General features: G+C 55.8%; 12 protein-coding genes and 3 tRNA genes. 1 reads left to right on the top strand and 14 read right to left on the bottom strand.

Annotated features, from left to right (window positions below):
* Positions 1-28: 28 nt before the first annotated feature.
* From ACTNB2_RS06820 to ACTNB2_RS06805, 4 genes are all read right to left on the bottom strand, one after another.
* Positions 29-105 (bottom strand) — tRNA-Met (locus tag ACTNB2_RS06820).
* A 3-nt stretch (positions 106-108) separates the two neighbouring features.
* Positions 109-184 (bottom strand) — tRNA-Thr (locus ACTNB2_RS06815).
* A 10-nt stretch (positions 185-194) separates the two neighbouring features.
* Positions 195-276: transfer RNA gene (locus ACTNB2_RS06810), tRNA-Tyr, on the bottom strand.
* A 557-nt stretch (positions 277-833) separates the two neighbouring features.
* A complete protein-coding gene (locus ACTNB2_RS06805) occupies positions 834-1,526 on the bottom strand; it encodes a hypothetical protein (protein ID WP_441042002.1) in 693 nt (230 codons plus the stop codon).
* Positions 1,527-2,046: 520 nt separating this feature from the next.
* On the opposite strand from ACTNB2_RS06805, the gene ACTNB2_RS06800 reads away from it, so the two are divergent.
* Positions 2,047-2,436, top strand: a complete 390-nt coding sequence (locus ACTNB2_RS06800; protein WP_441044583.1) for a hypothetical protein — start codon at positions 2,047-2,049, stop codon at positions 2,434-2,436.
* Between the two features lie 251 nt (positions 2,437-2,687).
* Here the strand turns inward: ACTNB2_RS06800 and ACTNB2_RS06795 are convergent, their stop codons facing one another.
* From ACTNB2_RS06795 to ACTNB2_RS06750, 10 genes are all read right to left on the bottom strand, one after another.
* Entirely contained in the window at positions 2,688-3,134 is a 447-nt protein-coding gene (locus ACTNB2_RS06795; RefSeq protein ID WP_441042381.1) for a hypothetical protein, read from the bottom strand.
* A 37-nt stretch (positions 3,135-3,171) separates the two neighbouring features.
* Positions 3,172-6,321: a type III restriction-modification system endonuclease gene (locus tag ACTNB2_RS06790; RefSeq protein ID WP_441042384.1), complete on the bottom strand. Its 3,150-nt coding sequence runs from the start codon at positions 6,319-6,321 to the stop codon at positions 3,172-3,174.
* Between the two features lie 113 nt (positions 6,322-6,434).
* Positions 6,435-6,896 carry a hypothetical protein gene (locus tag ACTNB2_RS06785; RefSeq protein WP_441042386.1) on the bottom strand — a complete coding sequence of 154 codons (462 nt, stop codon included), beginning with the start codon at positions 6,894-6,896 and terminating at the stop codon, positions 6,435-6,437.
* Positions 6,893-7,309 carry a helix-turn-helix transcriptional regulator gene (locus ACTNB2_RS06780; RefSeq protein WP_441042389.1) on the bottom strand — a complete coding sequence of 139 codons (417 nt, stop codon included), beginning with the start codon at positions 7,307-7,309 and terminating at the stop codon, positions 6,893-6,895. Before ACTNB2_RS06780 ends, ACTNB2_RS06785 begins: the two co-directional genes overlap by 4 nt.
* Before the next feature lie 12 nt (positions 7,310-7,321).
* Positions 7,322-7,747 (bottom strand): hypothetical protein, encoded by a 426-nt coding sequence (locus ACTNB2_RS06775; protein ID WP_441042391.1) that lies wholly within the window; start codon positions 7,745-7,747, stop codon positions 7,322-7,324.
* A 176-nt stretch (positions 7,748-7,923) separates the two neighbouring features.
* On the bottom strand, positions 7,924-9,000 hold the full coding sequence (locus tag ACTNB2_RS06770; RefSeq protein ID WP_441042394.1) for a DUF4238 domain-containing protein: 1,077 nt from the start codon (positions 8,998-9,000) through the stop codon (positions 7,924-7,926).
* 187 nt (positions 9,001-9,187) lie between these two features.
* Positions 9,188-11,233, bottom strand: a complete 2,046-nt coding sequence (locus ACTNB2_RS06765) for a site-specific DNA-methyltransferase (protein WP_441044581.1) — start codon at positions 11,231-11,233, stop codon at positions 9,188-9,190.
* Between the two features lie 15 nt (positions 11,234-11,248).
* On the bottom strand, positions 11,249-12,667 hold the full coding sequence (locus ACTNB2_RS06760) for a zinc-ribbon domain-containing protein (protein ID WP_441032125.1): 1,419 nt from the start codon (positions 12,665-12,667) through the stop codon (positions 11,249-11,251).
* Complete coding sequence (locus tag ACTNB2_RS06755) at positions 12,664-13,272, bottom strand: DUF4391 domain-containing protein (RefSeq protein ID WP_441042397.1); 609 nt, start codon at positions 13,270-13,272, stop codon at positions 12,664-12,666. Before ACTNB2_RS06755 ends, ACTNB2_RS06760 begins: the two co-directional genes overlap by 4 nt.
* Entirely contained in the window at positions 13,266-16,493 is a 3,228-nt protein-coding gene (locus ACTNB2_RS06750; RefSeq protein ID WP_441032121.1) for a helicase-related protein, read from the bottom strand. Before ACTNB2_RS06750 ends, ACTNB2_RS06755 begins: the two co-directional genes overlap by 7 nt.
* Positions 16,494-16,861: the final 368 nt, after the last annotated feature.

The following is a 16,861-nucleotide window of genomic DNA, read 5'->3' as shown; positions in this document are numbered from 1 at the left end:
TACTATTGAGAAGCCACCGTGTTACCTATGGTAGCGGTGACTGGATTCGAACCAGTGACGCCACGGGTATGAACCGTGTGCTCTAACCAACTGAGCTACACCGCCGGATGGAGCCTGCAACCAGACTTGAACTGGTGACCTCTTCGTTACCAACGAAGTGCTCTACCGACTGAGCTATACAGGCACTTGACGGGTGGGAGCTATAGGATTCGAACCTATGTAGGCAGAGCCAACGGGTTTACAGCCCGTCCCCATTAACCACTCGGGCAAACTCCCAATCGTTCAAGTATCCGCAGGTTCTTTGGTCTTTTGGGCCTCCGCCCCCGCGAACGAAAAAGATAATACGATGCAACCTTGGGGGCTGTCAACGAAAACCTCTAAATACACGGTGCCGGGCGTATCTATATACCTTTGACCTGCGGTTTTGCTGAATTTAGATATGAAGAACGGCGGATTTGGCTGCGCTGGCGACATTTCCCGAGGGAACACTTTGGTGTGGTGGAGTACCCTTGCGGTATCGACTTTCGATAACGATCCTCGTGCGTCCGAATATCCTCGCTCAACCAGGATGACTGGGACCGGTCCGGCCTTTGTCTCGATCTGTAACATTTAGAGAACATTTTCTCCCCTATCTGTTACAGATTGAGATGTTTCGCAGAGACCCTAGCTTACGTCTCATTCTGTAACAGTTAGAACGGTTTTCCTTCCCTAGTTGTTACAGATTGAGACACTTCTCAGCTCGACCCTAGATTGTCTAAATCTGTAACAGCTGGGAGCTGAACGCTCGTCCTCGTGTTACAGATCTAGATTGTCAACTAACCCCAACCAAGCTCTTAAGCCAGTACCTCAGATCCGTTGTAGAGCCTGCTGCCTTCAAACGAGCGCAGCAGGAGTTCGCGACGTTCATCGAGGTCCTTTAGCTCGCAGGGGAACACGAACAGCATCACGTTTTGATGATACTTGTAATCGGCATAGACATCCGGATCGCCCAAGCGCGTGGGCGTGGAAACGATATCCTCCGACATGTGCTCGCTTGAGCCCACATAAATTCCCAGATAGTCACTGTAGTTCTTATCGTGATCGCCCTTTTGATACTTTGCGATAAGGTAGCAGCCAGGCATATCAAAGCCGTTAAACGCGGCATCGGCAGCCTTTTCCTGCTGGCAGACAAACTTGTGCAGGGGCATCGCCGTCGACGCACTTTCGAAAATCGACTGTCTTGCGGCGTTGATCTTCTTGCGAGCCTCGGCGGCCTCTCTTGAGTCCTGCAACGCTTTCGCGGCGCCGCCCAGCGCGCCAACTGCCGCGCCAAAGCCATCGGCCGCGACACCGAGCCCCTTGCCAATACCATCGGCAACGACACGTGCACCGTTAGCGGCACCATCCACAGCATCCTTTACAGCGCCGCCGACAGCTTCGACATCGACGCCGAGCTGCTTTGCGCCATCAATGACGTCCGCGGCCGCAACCAGGACCTTCGCCGCAAGGCTCATCGCATCTTCTACTGTTTTCAGATCTACAGACATCCTAGAATTCCTTTCGATATCTCGCATAACCAAAACAGCTCATGACTCATAAATAGCGTCAGGCGGTTGCACAGCCTCCCGCGACCATGCGAAATGCATGCGGCACCCAAGCCAGCAGTTTAAATCGGGCTACACAATGAGTCCCAACAGGTTGCCTATTAATCGGTGAGCGCAACGAGCGCTTCGAGGAACGCCAATACTCGCACTCGCCCCCATTATTCGAAGCCAGATGATGTGTTCTACCGATAGCCCGTCACGGGCGTAGACGGTGCTCACGCCATTGTCGAGCGCCATCACGACAGGTGCCAGGTCATTCGGCTGATGCCTCAGCCGACGCAAGGCCGTGTAACACGGTATCAGCCACAGGTTGTTGCTCAACAAATACGCTGCCTCCTGTGGCATACTTTAATTTACTAATGTATCGAGAAAGAGAGTGTCATGGTCCCTTCGGGTAACGGCTGCAGCCAGATCATCATCATTGCTTTGGGCATTTGCCTTGGCCTGACTATGTTTGCGGTCTGTGGCTAAACGATTCAGATCTGCGCTTATTTCCAGCGCAAATCTTCTGCCGCTGCTTGCCGGCATCGTGTATCTCGTTAACAGATATATCGCGAGCTTCGACTTTTTCCTCCCCTACGACTTCGCCCATTATCAGCTCGGAGATCTGTGCGGAGGAATCATTTTTCCCGCCTACGTAAACGTCCTCTGCGAAACGGTGAGCGGGAAAACGCCGATATGCAACTTCGCAAGTAGCTTGGCATTATCGGTGGGATGCTCAATCTGCTGGGAAGTACTTGCGCCCATGGTGCTCAAGTTTAGTACCCCAGATCCGCTTGATGCCTGCATGTACGTTATCGGCGGCATCTTGTACCTCGTCGCTTTTAAGCTAACGGCGGGTAATCGAAAATAGCTGTGCGCTGGAATCGAACCACACGCTTCAATTCATGTACGTGTGGTTCGATTCGGACTTTATAGCGACGCCCCAAACCGCAATGCAAGTCTCCCAATAATTGGAAGACGGGATTCACCAGCGACGCCATTTTGATTTGATCAGCAGCAGATCTTCAACGAACCGACCGGTCCATTCATTTGGCTCCAGCCCGCGAATCTCGAAGATGGCCTCGAAATCCTTCTTGCTTAGACGATAGCCAAAACGCGTATTCAACCACATCTCGAATTCTGCCCGCCAGATTTTTCGCGAGCCGGAGTCATCGAGCGGACAATCTGGGAAGACACGTCAGCCCACTCTCCATCATCTTCCTCATATCGCTCTCTACCGAGAATGCTTTCGACCTGGGGCTCGAACATGCCGGAAAGGCTCGAAATGTCACGTCGTCCGCTCGGCCGTTTGATGGGAACAGGGATAACGTCCTCGGCAAAAAGCACATCAGGCGGAATATCAACCTTATCCCAACCGAGACCGATAAAGGGACGCTTCAAGATGTCATCCGGGTCAGAAAATCGAAAATGGAAGAGCTCGGTCTCGAGAACGTAATTGCCCACCAAGGCAAGCTTCCCATAATGCGGCATCGGAGAATCCAACCACGCCACCGCGTAACGTCGTTCCCCCATCGACGGAAATTGATCGATATCGATAACTGTCGGCATCTCAACGCCCCAATCGGAAGGCAACAGGAATCAGGGATTACTCCGTCCCCTGGATTACGGTCAGCAAATCCTCGTAGCTGTGCACCACGTCATAACGCACGTCCTCGTCCGAGAACTCATTGAAAAGCTTGCGCGCGCAGGCGATCTTGCCGCGCTCGATGTCGCGCAGCGTGAGACTGTCCATGCTACCCTTGGTCTCCGCGACGAAGAACACGTGGCGCACGCTCCCCTTCTCGAAGGCGATGGCCCAGTCAGGCGCATAGTTGCCCACCGGCGTCGGGATCTTAAAGGACCTCGGCAGCTTGGCGTAAACCGCAACCTTACCCTCAGCAGAATCGAGGTCTCGTGCGAAATCGCGCTCGCCCTCGGAATCCCAAAACACGTAGTCCTGGATGCAGCGGCTCGTCTCCAGCGCCCGGCCAACGTTCTCGGGCATGCGCTCGGCGAAGATGGTGGAATCGTATCGCTCGTCGAGTTTATGGTACGTGATGTGGTCCACCACCATCGTCGCCTTCTCGGCCAGGATGCAACGGGAGACCTTGGCGATAAACTCCTCAGGGTTATCGCGGAACATGCGGAACTTGACGGGGGCTATGCCCTTGAGGATCGCCGCCGCGCTCCTGCGCGTGATGCGTGCCGCGGTTGCGACTTCACCCAGCAGGTCGTACGTAACGCCCGAGACATCCTCGCCCACCTCGTAGTCGCGCCTCGTGGCATCGCCGAACGACTCACCGCGTTCAAGGTTCTCCCGCGTCTGGGTCGAACGCTGCGCGGCGGTCGTCATGACGTAGGACGCCTTGGCCACAAACAGTTCGCGGTTAATACGGTCGATTGCCTTAGCCCGCAGCTCATCGTCGTCAAAATCGACGGTGTAGGAGTGCTTGGAGTTGATCTTGTTCCAAAGTTCCTGGAACTCGGCACGCGCGAAGTTGGCGTTGAGCGGATTTTCGCGAACCTTGGGCTCGTTGCCGTTACGGATGTAGTCGTCGAGCGCATGCTCGTCGTAGACGCTCTTCACCAGTGCCTCGATATCCTTGCGATAGGCATAGAGATGCTCGGGCAGGTCGTCGTCGGTAACGGACGTGAGGCCCGATTCCTTGAACTTCTGCGTAGGCACGCCCTCGCGATCGATGAGGCCGTACTGTACGAGCGCGAAGTAGACATCGTGCGCGTCTTCCTGCGTGAGCGCATAGGTCTTCTCCTCGTCCGCCTGAACGGCAAAGCCCTTGAGGAACTCCTCCGTGACCGCCTTGGGACGCTCGCGCAGGGCATCGTTGATGTCCTTCTGCAGGGACTTCGTGAAGTCGCTGTAGCTCTCGGTGGCGATGACGGTGAGCGTGTTGACGCGCTGCACCTCCTGCTCGCCCAGCGCCTCCAGGTCCTGTCGCTCGCCCTCCCGGTTCACGCACAGGCGCAGGCCGCGGCCCACCTCCTGGCGCTTACCGGTCTCGGAGTCGGAATGCTTGAGCGTGCAGATCTGGAACACGTTGGGGTTGTCCCAGCCCTCGCGCAGGGCGGAGTGGCTAAAGATGAAGCGCGTGGGCTCATCGAACGACAGCAAGCGCTCCTTGTCCTTGAGGATGAGATCGTAGGCGCTCTCGTCATCAGACTCATCGCTGCCGCGCTTGAGCTTAGAGTTAACCGAATGTCCTTTCTTGTCGATGGAGAAGTATCCCTTGTGCGTCGCATGGACGTCGATGCCGCGCAGCCATTCCAGGTAGCGGCGACGTACTTCACCAAGGCCCGCATCGAGCGAGGCATCGAGATTCTGCTGCCCACGGCCATACTCCTCGATGGCGCGCGCATATTCCTCCTCAAAGATATGGCCGTACTCCCCCAGGCCCTCCTCGCCGTCGTCATCGTACACACGATACTTGGCGACCTCGTCGATAAAGAAGAGCGACAGGCACTTGATGCCGCGCGCGAACAGCGCTTCCTCCTTCTCCAGGTGGCTTTTGATGGTCTCGCGAATCTGCACGCGGCGCATATCGCGATCGGAAGAATCGCCGTAGACGTCGCCGCGACAAAGCTCGATGCCGTTGAGGAACTTGACGTAGCCCAGCTGGGCATCGCTGTCCGGGACGATCTCGGACACGGTGAACCCATCTCGATACGCCTCGAGCTCGCCGGACGCGGGATAGATGTCATCTTGCTCGTAGAAGCCCTGCGCACGTTTGGAGATAGAGCCAGAAGGGTTGAGCTTCTTGAACTCGATGACCGCCTGGGGCGGCTTGTTCTTGGAGATCTTGATGTCCTGAAGATACAGGTAACCATCGGTACCGCGCATGTTCTTGAGTTCGAAGCCCTTAACCTCGATGCGCTTGACCAGACGTTGGTTGAATGCGTCAAGCGCGTCCAGGACATAAACAGCATCGTGGTGATCGCGATGCGTCGCCGAATAGTTGAGACACGCGATGGGACGGAAACGGGCGATGCCCGCCTGGGTGGCCCTGCCGCCCATCTTCTGCGGCTCGTCCAGGATGACGATGGGGTTGTTGGCGGCGATCACGTCGATGGGGCGACGGCTTGCGAACTCATCGCGCTCGGAGTACATGATACGGGCCTCCTTGGAGCGCCCGCCCTCCTTCATAGACGTATTGAACGCCTGCATGTTGATGACCATGACGTTGATATCGGAACTCGCTGAGAACCGGTCTATATCACCCAGGCGGCTGCTGTTGTAGACAAAGTAGCGAATGGCCTTACCGTACTGCTCAAAAAAGTGCTGCTCGGTATTCTTAAGCGATTTGTAGACGCCCTCGCGGATGGCGACGGACGGCACCACGATGATGAACTTAGTCCAGCCGTAAAGGCGGTTGAGCTCGAACATGGTCTTGGTGTAGACATAAGTCTTGCCCGTGCCCGTCTCCATCTCCACGTCGAGGTTTACCAGAGCAGGGCCGGTGGCAAGCGACGAAGACTCAATGATTCGATTGCGGCGCTGCACCTTGTGAATGTTCTCGAGCAGCGTAGCGGAGCCAAGGGCAATGGGGGCATTCGCGTAGCCCTCGGACGCCTGGACTTGCGTCTCGAAGCCCGGCAGTGCCTCGGTGCCGTCACCGCCCACCGCGCGACCGAGATCACGCAAATAGAGCGAGGCGCCAGAATTGGGCTGACCGGCAAAGACATCGGTCACCGCGCGCGCAGCCTCAGTCTGATACGGCTGAATTTTAAACTTAAACTGCATCCGCACTGCCCCCGCCATCCCGATGCGTATGAATAAACCTGGTAGTAATCCTCTCGCATAGTTTACGCATCTCGTGGCCTTTAGAGCAACAGCATCATAACGAGATGCCGCACCTATTCCTTGTCGCCCCCTGCAGTTCCCGCCAGATAATCGCGCGCAATATCAAGCGGAAGGATTGCAGGAATCATAACCGGACCCGCCGGCGAGAGGCCCGCCATGGTCATGATGCACGTCTTAGCGTGACCGTATGCCATGGCAATGGCATTGGAGAGCAAATACTCTTTTGCCTGCTCCTCGGTAATGCCCTGTGGCAGTGCTGCATGCGCCGAAGCAAATACTTGGACACTCGCAGACATCTTATCCTCGTTGTGTTCGCGATCGATAAGCGATGTTTCCACCGTAAGGTAAAGGGCAACCAAGCCCTCGTCGCCATCGACGTCAAGCTGTTTAATCGAGAAATCCAGCCCAAGTCGCTGGTCCATGTTATCTGCGGGCGAATCCGCGATCTGAAATGAAGACCTTACCAAGAACAGGTCATCGAGCTGAATAGACGCGATAATTGCATTTTCCATCATGCCGCCAAGCCTCCCTTTATCATCGTCAAATGCTCAGCGGAGCTTTTTCCCTGCATCGAGTCATCGCTACGCTGAACCTTTTCACCGCGCCAGCTATCAACGCCCTCCATCCTCGATTCGGTCCGATACGGAAGCTCAGAGGTAAACGCGAGAGCGGAATTGAAATCGATTTGTATCCCAAGGGCCAATTCAAATTGCGCAAGAGTCTTTAGAGTCATATTGGTTTGGGTGTTGAGCATATTGGCAAGACGCTGAGCCGACACGCCCATGCGCTGGGCAAGCTCCTTCTTAGTAATCCCCTGTCTCCGCATCTCATCTACCGCAAGATACGAGAGCTCCAAAGCGTGTTCATACGCAATGGTCTCCGCAGACTTTGTCTTTTCCATAAACGATGAAAGATCTACGGTCTCCATTATGGCTCCTCCTTATTTTGCTTTGCCCAGCTGATTAAGCTGTACAGAAGCTTCCATAGCAAGTTCTTTTGCGAGTTTAATTTCCTTATGTATGTTTCCGCCGCCCTGATGCCCTCTAAAGCGACGAAGAAGAACGATGTGTGCCGAATCGCTACATACGATATAGGCCATCTCGCGAGCCACACCGTCAAAACCCTGTATCTCAAAAAGACCTGCACGCGAATCTAGACACCTGAGTTTTCCGGTTTGGCACGATGCAGCGACACCGTAATCGATTATCTTTACCAGCTGCAAAAAGAGCTTGTGGCAGGACTCCCTAAGGCGCCGATCGGCCATGGCCTTTTGAAGCTCGGACTGACATTGCGACGACTTCTTTAGTTCCCAAAACACGTGAGACTCATCAATTCGATACTCAACCAGTTCGGAACCATCGCACATGTCGCCCCTTTCGCCTTTGTCCAAATAACCCCGCTCGTGTACAGTTCATTTATAAGTGAACTGTGCACGAGCGGGGCACGCAGCGTCAACAGCAAGCACCGCAAGCATAAAGCCAACAGTGCAATTCAATTCTTTCGCAAAACGACGCGCATGGGCAGCACCTTGCATGCCCTCTGCTAGAGCAAGCCCTTGGTTCGAGCATTCATATTTAGCCACTCCTCATGCTCCCGCTCTAATTTCGCTTGATCTTGATTCCATGATTTGCGCAGGTTCCTCTCGTCCCGCACAAGACCCCCGTCAACGGCCCTAGGCCGAATACGGCAAACCGAGTTGTCCTTCTTTCTTGAGTAAATGTGCCTGAAAGCCGACTTACAGATGGCTTCGTTGATTACATTGACTTGCCTTTTACTAAATACAGGAGGACAAGCGAGGGAACTGCTCCCGACTTGAGCAAATAGCACTTTTTGAGCATCCAAAGGCAATACCAAATCAGCGTTACGCTGGCCAAGTCCCATATCGCCCACCGCTACAGAACCGTCAGCTCTCAGTCCAAAAACGACCGATGGATTATCGGATGTATAAAAGTGTGACCCAACTGGGGCATGAACAATAGACCAATTGCAGCTCCGCACGTGATTTCCGACCATCCCATTTAGCATCGAATTAATCGTCGCCAAATATCCGCTACGGCCAGTGGATGTCCTAACGGTAATCTCACGTGATTCACGATTCAATTCGACTTCTATCGGATGCTGAGGGAAAGGGTTCCTAACGGTTTTATTGGCTACCCTTCTCATGTGTTGTCTTTCGCCTTTATCCATCAGCTGCTTACTAACAGATTCGACAGTATTGTTGACCACTGAATCAAACAGGCTCTCAGTTAGCCTAACGTTTTGCATCATGAAAGCCGGTGTGCGCAAGTATTGAATAAGCCAATAGTCAGCAAGAATCATAAAATCACGTGCAGAAAGTGCACGACCACCGTCAATCTTCTCCAACACTCTGGATGTCGGGGTCTCAAAGTGGTCACACAGATAATCTTCGACGCTATCGTCGTCTTCATCATCTACATGCTGCGTATATAAATCATCCCAGGTCGCCGCGGATTTAAGGCTAGTGGTCTTCCAGCACTTTGCATGTTCATCCTCGACAATGACTCTGTAGTCCCAGATGCTATTCCCATTTGAAGACCAGCGCCGTAGATAGAACCTAGGAACATAGTGGTTATGGTGAGTCAACTGCTTATTACTCACTATTTATGGTCAACCTCTCCCCTCATAACCAAAGCGCCGTGCCTTTGTGCTCAAATAAACGTTCTGGCGGAGCCTTTGCCATCACTGTCACCAAGCGATGCCACAACTTTTTCTAGGCGAATCCCTTTGAAATAAAAGTAGTTCTCTCGCCTCATGGAAAGGGCGAGAGAGCTCATAAGCAATTACCCTAGATCACCTTGCGAATGGTGTCGGGGCTGAAGGTTTTGAATAGCTCTTCGAGATTTGCCACGGCGGCATCGTTGGAGAAGCATGCATCGCGGAAGACGGCGTAGAGCGGGCGCTCTTCGGCGATAGCCTCCAATGCCGCAGTATCGACATCTTCGTCAAAGCAGGCAATAAGCTGGCCATCGTTGACATCGAAGCACGTTTTACCGCCGAGTTCGCGTTCGGCAATCTTGGCGGAGTACTCAATGCGGAATGTGGGCAGAACCTGGAAGAGTAGGTCGAGCGGCGCAGCGCCTTCGGCGGCATTGTCGGCGAAGAGGTCGAGTTGGGTCTGGTCGTACTGGTCCGGTGCAGCGAACTCATCTTTGAGGCAGGAGTCATCTACACGCAGCACGCGGAAACCGATATCGGGCACGGACTTGGGATCGGCGCCGAGTTCGAGCTGTTCGTTGTCCTTGTCGATTTCGGCCTTAATCTTCTCACCGGCGCGGCGGATGCGCTCCTCGCCGACGTTACACAGGTTGTCCCAGCCGCCAGAAGTCTCTTCGGGCAGTTGGACGAGGACGAAGCGTCTATTGCCGCCGTCCTCGGCATTCTTGCGCATAGCGGCTTCTGCTGTGGTGGCAGACCCAGAGAAGAAGTCCAGGACAATGGAGTCCTTGTCGCTGGCGATGGTTAGGATGCGATCGAGCAGGCGAACGGGCTTTGGAGTGTCGAAGGGCGCGGAACCGTTGAATAGTTTTTTAAGGCCTTTCTTGGCCTCATCGGTGTGACCGACCTCCTCATGGAGCCAGAGGTTATCGCAAACACGACCCTGGGACTCGTCAAGGTAGCGCTTTCGGCGCATCCCCCCGGTGCCACCCCCGGTAAAGTACATAAGCGGCCATGAACCCTCTTCGTAACGTTTGCGAGCAATCTTCGCCGCCTCCTCAACGGGAACAGATAGCACGATTGCCTTGACCCCAGGCCTTACTTCCTTAGGAGAAATACCGCACACTTTGGCGCGCTCCTCTTCGTCATGCAAATCCCTGAGTTCATACGGGGCCCATTGGCAAAGAATGTCCAATAGGCCGGGTTGTCCGACCCGCCAATGGGAACCCATTGGCGGGTAAATAAACTGTCCAGTGAAGGGATGCTGGATTCCGTACACCATGCCTTGATGACTGGCTCCCCCAGCCGCGGCCGGGTCGCCCGATGACCACAGCAAGCTGTCGCCATCGGGCGACCCATAACCTGCATTCATAGCCTCTGTTCTGGGCAAACGTTGCGGAATCCAACCAGATACCCTACAATAAATAAGAATATGCTCCGCTACAGTGGGGATTCCTTTCGAATCGTTTCTGGGCGAGTAGGTCTTCTGCCAAATCACATCCCCGACGAAACAAGACGCGCCAAATACCTCGTCGCAGATGGCGCGGAGGTTCTTGGACTCGTTGTCGTCGATTGAAATGAAGATCGCGCCATCCTCGCTCAACATGTCCCTGGCTAGCATCAACCTGGGGTACATCATCGAGCACCAGTCGGAGTGGAAGCGGCCGTTGGACTCGGGGTTGGCCACCAGGTGGCCGCCCTCCTCGTCGTAGTCGCCACTCTCGGCGTCGTATTCCGCGCGCGTCTTGGAGAAGTCGTCATCGTAGACGAAGTCGTGACCCGTGTTGTAGGGCGGGTCGATGTAGATCAGCTTTACCTTGCCGGCGTAGGTCTCGCGCATGATCTTGAGGGCCTCGAGGTTATCGCCCTCGATGTAGAGGTTCTCGGTGGTATCCCAATCCTTGGACTTCTCGGGGCAGGGACGCATGGTCTTTTTGATGGGGCGACGCGCCTCAAGTTTGGCTTCGCGCTTGCCGGGCCAGGTGAACTGATAGCGCTCGCGCGGGCCGTCAACCACCTCGCCGGAGAGGTCATCGCGCAGCGCGTCGAAGTCGACCGCGAGGGTGACGTTGCCATCAGCATCTTTGGTCTCGGTCACCACGTCGGGGAAGAGCGCGGCGATCTTGGCGATGTTCTCTTGCGTGAGGTCGGGGGTCTCCTGACTGATCTTATCCATGCTTTCTCTTCCTCGTTACTTCTTGGATTCTTTTTCGCAAAAGGGGCAGCCTCGCCCCTTGTTGATTCTAAGGTTGGTGGTCATCTGCCAAACGTGATTCGGATTCTGGCTGCACACCCATTCGGGCTTAAAGCCCAAGGCGCTAAAGGGTTTGATGTTCCAGGGACTAATGGGGTTGCGAGGGCTCCACTCTGCCGCAAGCTGAGGATACTTCCAAGCAAGCGATCCCATAACTTTGCCGCATGAAGGACAGCAGTTGTAGTTCTTGTACTGCCGTTCCTTTACCGTCGCCTCCCACTCATAGCCACAGGCGATGCAATGCCAGACAACAGTTCTCTTGCTGCCGTCTTTGACGTTGCTTGGGCTGTAGTTACCACCATCCCGTGGACGCACCCACTCCGCCGCGAGTTCCGGATCCGTAGTATCGAGATAGCTCTGGTCTGGGCGGGCTTTTGTAGCAAGGCCCCTGCACACCATGCATCCGTTCTTGAGATAGCTGTAGAGCGTCTGCGACGGATGATGTCCCTGCGGACATTCGAGGTGAATCAGGTTTCCGCTGGTGATAGAGACAGTTGAGGGATCCTTTGCGTCATCCCAGGCAAGAAGGAGCTCGGGGAAGTCCAACGCCGTCATCTCTCTTAGGGCGTCCCACTTGATATCGAACTCTATGGCCTTAAGGGCGGTGCAATAGGGGCAGCGCCTCATCGAATGAGCCAAATAGACGGGAGCGTGAAACTCATATCCGCACTCGGAACACTTCCAAGCGTAAACCTGACGTGAACGGCAGGTAAGATCACTCGGGATGCCGCCGCGATTCGCTTTCTCGTCCCACCAGCCCACACAGGGAGCATCAGAGTCAACGAGAAAACGCGCGGTACCGTCTTGATAACGGTCCGAGGCGACGGGAGTCGCCTCCCTGGGAACTTCGACATGCTCTTCCCCGACCGAAACGCCCCTTGATTCACCGTGGCATCCGCAACCACAGGCAACATCGCATGGCCTCTCGACACTCTGGACGCCGCATGCCTTGCAGCGGACCACCAGCAGGTCTTCTCCGGTACGCTCCCCAGAAAGAAGTTCGACGAGTTCATAACCGTTGGCGGCAGCGAGCTTGTACGCGTTGGGGAACGTCATGGCAGTCAGCGGCCTTGCCGCGCCGGCGCCCGTCAACCAGTCGAGGTCGATGCCGGGATAGTCGCGGTCACGGCACTCGACATACCAGCACCTCCAATGGCACGCACGACAGACCTTCTCGCCGTCCTCGTTCTTCTTGAGGATGTACTTGAGACGATAGTGTGCCTCGGCGCCGCACGCCACGCAGCGCGTAAAGAGATAATCGTCCTCGTTGTATTCACAGCTCTCGGAATACGGCTGCGCCAGTTCGAGTCCGCCTTCGGCGAGGATTGCGTCAAGCTCTTGATCGGATAGCCTCATCTGAAGTCCTCCCCCTTCTCCAACTCCTCAATCTGCTTTTCGAGCGACCGCATTCGGCGGAATAGCTCGTTTTTTCGAGCAATCTGACGTTCCTTGCGGCAGCGGACATCGAGCGCGGAAACCTCCGCGCGCAGCCCGTCTATTTTCTCACGGCGATCGATTCTCTCCCAGACGTTGTGACCATCGAATTCTCCGAGCGCGACCTGAGCAAGCATGGAATCCCACACCATGTCGAGGTCGAAACCGTTCAAGGCAAGACGTTCAACGTCCTGTGCCTCCAGCAAGCGTCCCTCCTCGCAAATCGCGATATCGCCGGATCCGCCGTCAACAATCACGGTCTTGTTGGGCGTCGCGTTGCTCACCAGGCGCACGGCGCGCTCGGGCACCCGTTCCCCTTTGGGATCGATCCGCAGCACGAGAATCTCGTGTACCGCTTTGCCGTCGGCGATATTGGTCGTAGCCGGCTTGATGGAGTTCGCGACGATAATTGACGCCACGCCACCCGTAAGGTCGCGCCGAGTGGCGGCGTCGACATCCAAATGACGGTAGAAGGCCTCTTTGGGCAGACGCCTGCCCACCTCAGTCGTGGCCGGAAGTCCTAGCATGGTTTTTTCACCACCAAGAAGCACACGAGCTCAAAGTCGTCGATGCCCTCAATGTCGTTCTCCAAAAAGCCCGTCGTCCCGCCGCTGAAGAAGCTGTCGATATCGGACTCGCTTTTGCCCTCGACGATGGAGCCGATCGCACTTGCCAGTAGGTCCGTCTGGGCAGCCATGTCACGCCCGTCGTCGGTCTGAGCGTTGTAAGCGCGGCACAGGTCTTCAACCGGCTCCTGGACGCCTCGACAGATTCGCCTCATCTCGTCCAAGATGTCCTTGGGCGTGGCATAGCCATGCAGGATCGACCCGTTCTCGCCAACGTACACAAGGTAGAAGGGATGGATGGGGTTGCCGGAGAGTCGGTCGATGTTGCCGTTCGCGTTGCGCAGCACAAATATCGTGCCCGGCTCTTCGCCGGCAGCGACCGCCTCGATGCCGTATGGGACGTTTTCGATCTCGGGATGCTCCTTCCGGTACTCGACCAAGTCCATACGGAAGTCGTTGAGGCCAAGGTCGGTGATGGAAATGCCGCCCTGGGCATCCTCCAGATCGACGACCTCGTCCTTCATGCGCTCAAGCTGCTGGCGGCGATACTCCAAGTCGCCCTTCTCGTCCTCGTTAATATAGTCGTCATCACCCGTCGATGCCATCACCAGCGCATGCATCTTGTTCTCGACGCGTGCCTTGAGGTTGATGTACTCGTCGAGCTCAACATCGGGCCAGAAGTTGATGAGCTGGATGCAGGCGTTCTTGGAGCCAATACGGTCGACGCGGCCAAAGCGCTGCACGATGCGCACCGGGTTCCAGTGGATGTCGTAGTTGATGACGCAGTCGCAGTCCTGCAGGTTCTGGCCTTCGGAAAGACAGTCGGTCGCGATGAGCACGTCGATGTCCTTGCCCTTGAGCCTCGGATACGCAACGTCGCGGTCCTTCGATACCGGGCTGAAGCAGGTAATGACCTCGTTCATGTCGTTGCGAACGCCCTCGATCGAGCAGCGGGCGCTCTGCGAGCCGCCAGCGACCTCAGCGACCTCGAGCCCATAGCGCTCCTCGACGTAGGCGCCGATGTTCTCGTAGAGGTAGTCCGCCGTGTCAGCAAACGCCGTAAAGATCAGCAGCTTCTTGTTGCCCGGGTTTATGGGGTTCTCAATCTTGTCCGCGATGACGTGCCTGAGCTCGGCCAGTTTCGCGTCATGCTCGGCATCGATAGGAGCGATAAGCTGTCGGATGTCCTCGAGTGCCTCGAGGTCCTTGAGCATATCGCGCTCCCAGCTGATCCAGTCCATGTCCTCGAGCGAGAACCTGCTCTTGGTGCCGACCGTAAAGTCGGTGTCCCCCTCCTCATACTCAAAGGACTCAACGGCCTCGACCGACGCGCCGGACGCGCCGGCGCGATAGTCCTCAATAACCTTTAGATTGTGCCTAATGACCTCGATAATCTTGCCCAGCGTGATCTCAAAGGCGTAGACGGAGCTCTCCAGGCGCTTGAGCAGAATGGAGGACATGAGCTTGACCATTCCCTGCTCGCGACCGCTGGTGGGAGGACGACCGTGCTCGTCGGCGTACTTGGGCGCCGCGCTGGGATGGAGATAGACCGTGGGCAGGTAGACCGCGAGCGTGAGCGAGGCGAGCGTGTCGGCTATCTGCGAGTAGGTGCCCGCCTCGTCCGAGGTGGCCAGACTCGGCCGCAACGATACCGGCTTAAGCCTCTTGGGGAACGGACCGATCGCGGATACATCGTAGTAGCGCTGCACATGTCTGCGCGAGCGCGCAACGGTAACGCGGTCGAGAATCTGGAAGAAGTTGAAGTCGAGCCGGTCCGTCAGCGCCGTCGTGGTCCTATCGGCCGCGGGCAGCTCCGACCAGTCGCGAAACGCCGCCTGCGCGTCGCGGAATACCTGATCGACCGGCTTGTCGAGTCCGAGCTTTTTCGACCATGCGTCGGGATCGCCCTGATAGGCAAGCTTGAGCTGGTTGTGTAGATCGCGGAACCTGTTGTTGACGGGGGTTGCCGAAAGCATCAGAACCTTCGTCTCGACTCCGTCCTTGATCACCTTGTTGAGGAGCCTCTCGAAGCGGTTGCCCTGCGTCTCGTCCTCGACCTTGGACGAGGTGTCTGCACCGTTGCGGAAGTTATGGGACTCGTCGATGACGACGAGGTCGTAGGCACCCCAGTTGAACTTCTCGAGGTCGTTACCCTCCACCGTCATTCCCTTATCGCGGGACAGGTCAGTGTGGTAAAGCACGTCGTAGCGCAGGCGATCGGCGGCGATGGGGTTGTTGACGTAGTTCTTTTTATAGGTGAGCCAGTTGTCCGAGAGGCGCTTGGGGCAGAGCACGAGCACGTTGCGGTTGAGCAGCTCGTAGTACTTGACGACCGCGAGCGCGGTGAACGTCTTGCCCAGGCCGACGCTATCTGCGAGGATGCAGCCATTATAGGTCTGCAGTTTGTTGATGATGGCCAGGGCAGCGTCCTGTTGGAAATCGTAGAGCAGGTTCCAGACTTTACTCTCCTTGAAGCCGGTCCCCTCTTTTGCGAGGTCATCCACCGAGACGTCCTCGAGGAACTCGCTAAAGATGCGGTAGAGCGCGGCGTAGTAGACCAGCTCGGGCGGGTTCTCGCGATACATGGTGGAGATGGAGTCGATTACCGCCTGGGTAACGTCCTCAAGCTCGCCCGAATCCCAGGCGGCATTGAACTGGCACAGGTACTGGCGCGCCATGTCCCCCGGGATGCCCATAGTCATAGTGAGCTGCTTGCTGGGCGTTGTACCCAGGGCGGACGTCGTCAGGCCCTCGATAGGCTGGAACGCCGCAGGCTCGGTACCGTCGACGACGAGATAACCACCGGCCGCGCGATTGGCATCTCGGTATGAGCGGAACTCTGCCTTCTTTCTAATCCACTCGGCGCATTCACGAGCGACGGCTTTCTGCCTAAGTTCATTCTTGAGCTTGATCTCGAGGTCCGTGCCGCCAATACTGCTCTCGCGCCCCATACGCGGGATATAGTACTCACGCTGCTCCTTCTGGGCTTTGACGGATAAGAAGGTCGGTTCCGTATAAATAAACCGGAAGGAATCGCATGCCTCAAGCTGTTTTTTGAGCTCGCCATATCCATAAATCGAGAACAGCGCCGCAGCGACTGAAATTCGATCTCCGTTATTGATTGCTTCAATAAGACCATCTTTAAGCAGCTCGTTTTGGTTATCAAAGCTCTTCAGATTCATAAAACGCCCTTCGGACGCAGCGTCTGGAAACAAAATGCTCGGCGCCGCTTTTTGCATCGCTGTCAAGCCTCATTGGCACCTAAGCTATCAGTCTAAACCGAGATATGCAAAACGCCTTGCGGGGATGTCAATTATTCGGTCAGCGCGACGATGCAAACACGAGAAATGGCGTGTGGCTTTCATCTCAATCTGTAACATCTAGACCGTTATTCCGCTTCTATCTGTTACAGATTGAGACAGACGGGCAGCCTTCAACCTTCCATCTCGATCTGTAACAGATAGAAGCAAAATGCCCGTCTTAGTGTTACAGCTCGAGACAAACTGGAAAACAAGACGAATACCGAGCCCGACAACTCGCCAAAACAAGA

The sequence above is a fragment of the Collinsella sp. HCP28S3_G2 genome (assembly GCF_052065125.1).
Lineage (GTDB): Bacteria > Actinomycetota > Coriobacteriia > Coriobacteriales > Coriobacteriaceae > Collinsella.
The sequence above is the reverse complement of the archived record's forward strand: the minus strand, read 5'-3'. Positions and strand labels throughout refer to the sequence as shown.

Coding starts and splice junctions, on each gene's coding strand:
- ACTNB2_RS06805 (WP_441042002.1), bottom strand. CDS start 1,526: ATGTCTGTAGATCTGAAAACAGTAGAAGATGCGATGAGCCTTGCGGCG.
- ACTNB2_RS06795 (WP_441042381.1), bottom strand. CDS start 3,134: ATGCCGACAGTTATCGATATCGATCAATTTCCGTCGATGGGGGAACGA.
- ACTNB2_RS06790 (WP_441042384.1), bottom strand. CDS start 6,321: ATGCAGTTTAAGTTTAAAATTCAGCCGTATCAGACTGAGGCTGCGCGC.
- ACTNB2_RS06785 (WP_441042386.1), bottom strand. CDS start 6,896: ATGATGGAAAATGCAATTATCGCGTCTATTCAGCTCGATGACCTGTTC.
- ACTNB2_RS06780 (WP_441042389.1), bottom strand. CDS start 7,309: ATGGAGACCGTAGATCTTTCATCGTTTATGGAAAAGACAAAGTCTGCG.
- ACTNB2_RS06775 (WP_441042391.1), bottom strand. CDS start 7,747: ATGTGCGATGGTTCCGAACTGGTTGAGTATCGAATTGATGAGTCTCAC.
- ACTNB2_RS06765 (WP_441044581.1), bottom strand. CDS start 11,233: ATGGATAAGATCAGTCAGGAGACCCCCGACCTCACGCAAGAGAACATC.
- ACTNB2_RS06760 (WP_441032125.1), bottom strand. CDS start 12,667: ATGAGGCTATCCGATCAAGAGCTTGACGCAATCCTCGCCGAAGGCGGA.
- ACTNB2_RS06755 (WP_441042397.1), bottom strand. CDS start 13,272: ATGCTAGGACTTCCGGCCACGACTGAGGTGGGCAGGCGTCTGCCCAAA.
- ACTNB2_RS06750 (WP_441032121.1), bottom strand. CDS start 16,493: ATGAATCTGAAGAGCTTTGATAACCAAAACGAGCTGCTTAAAGATGGT.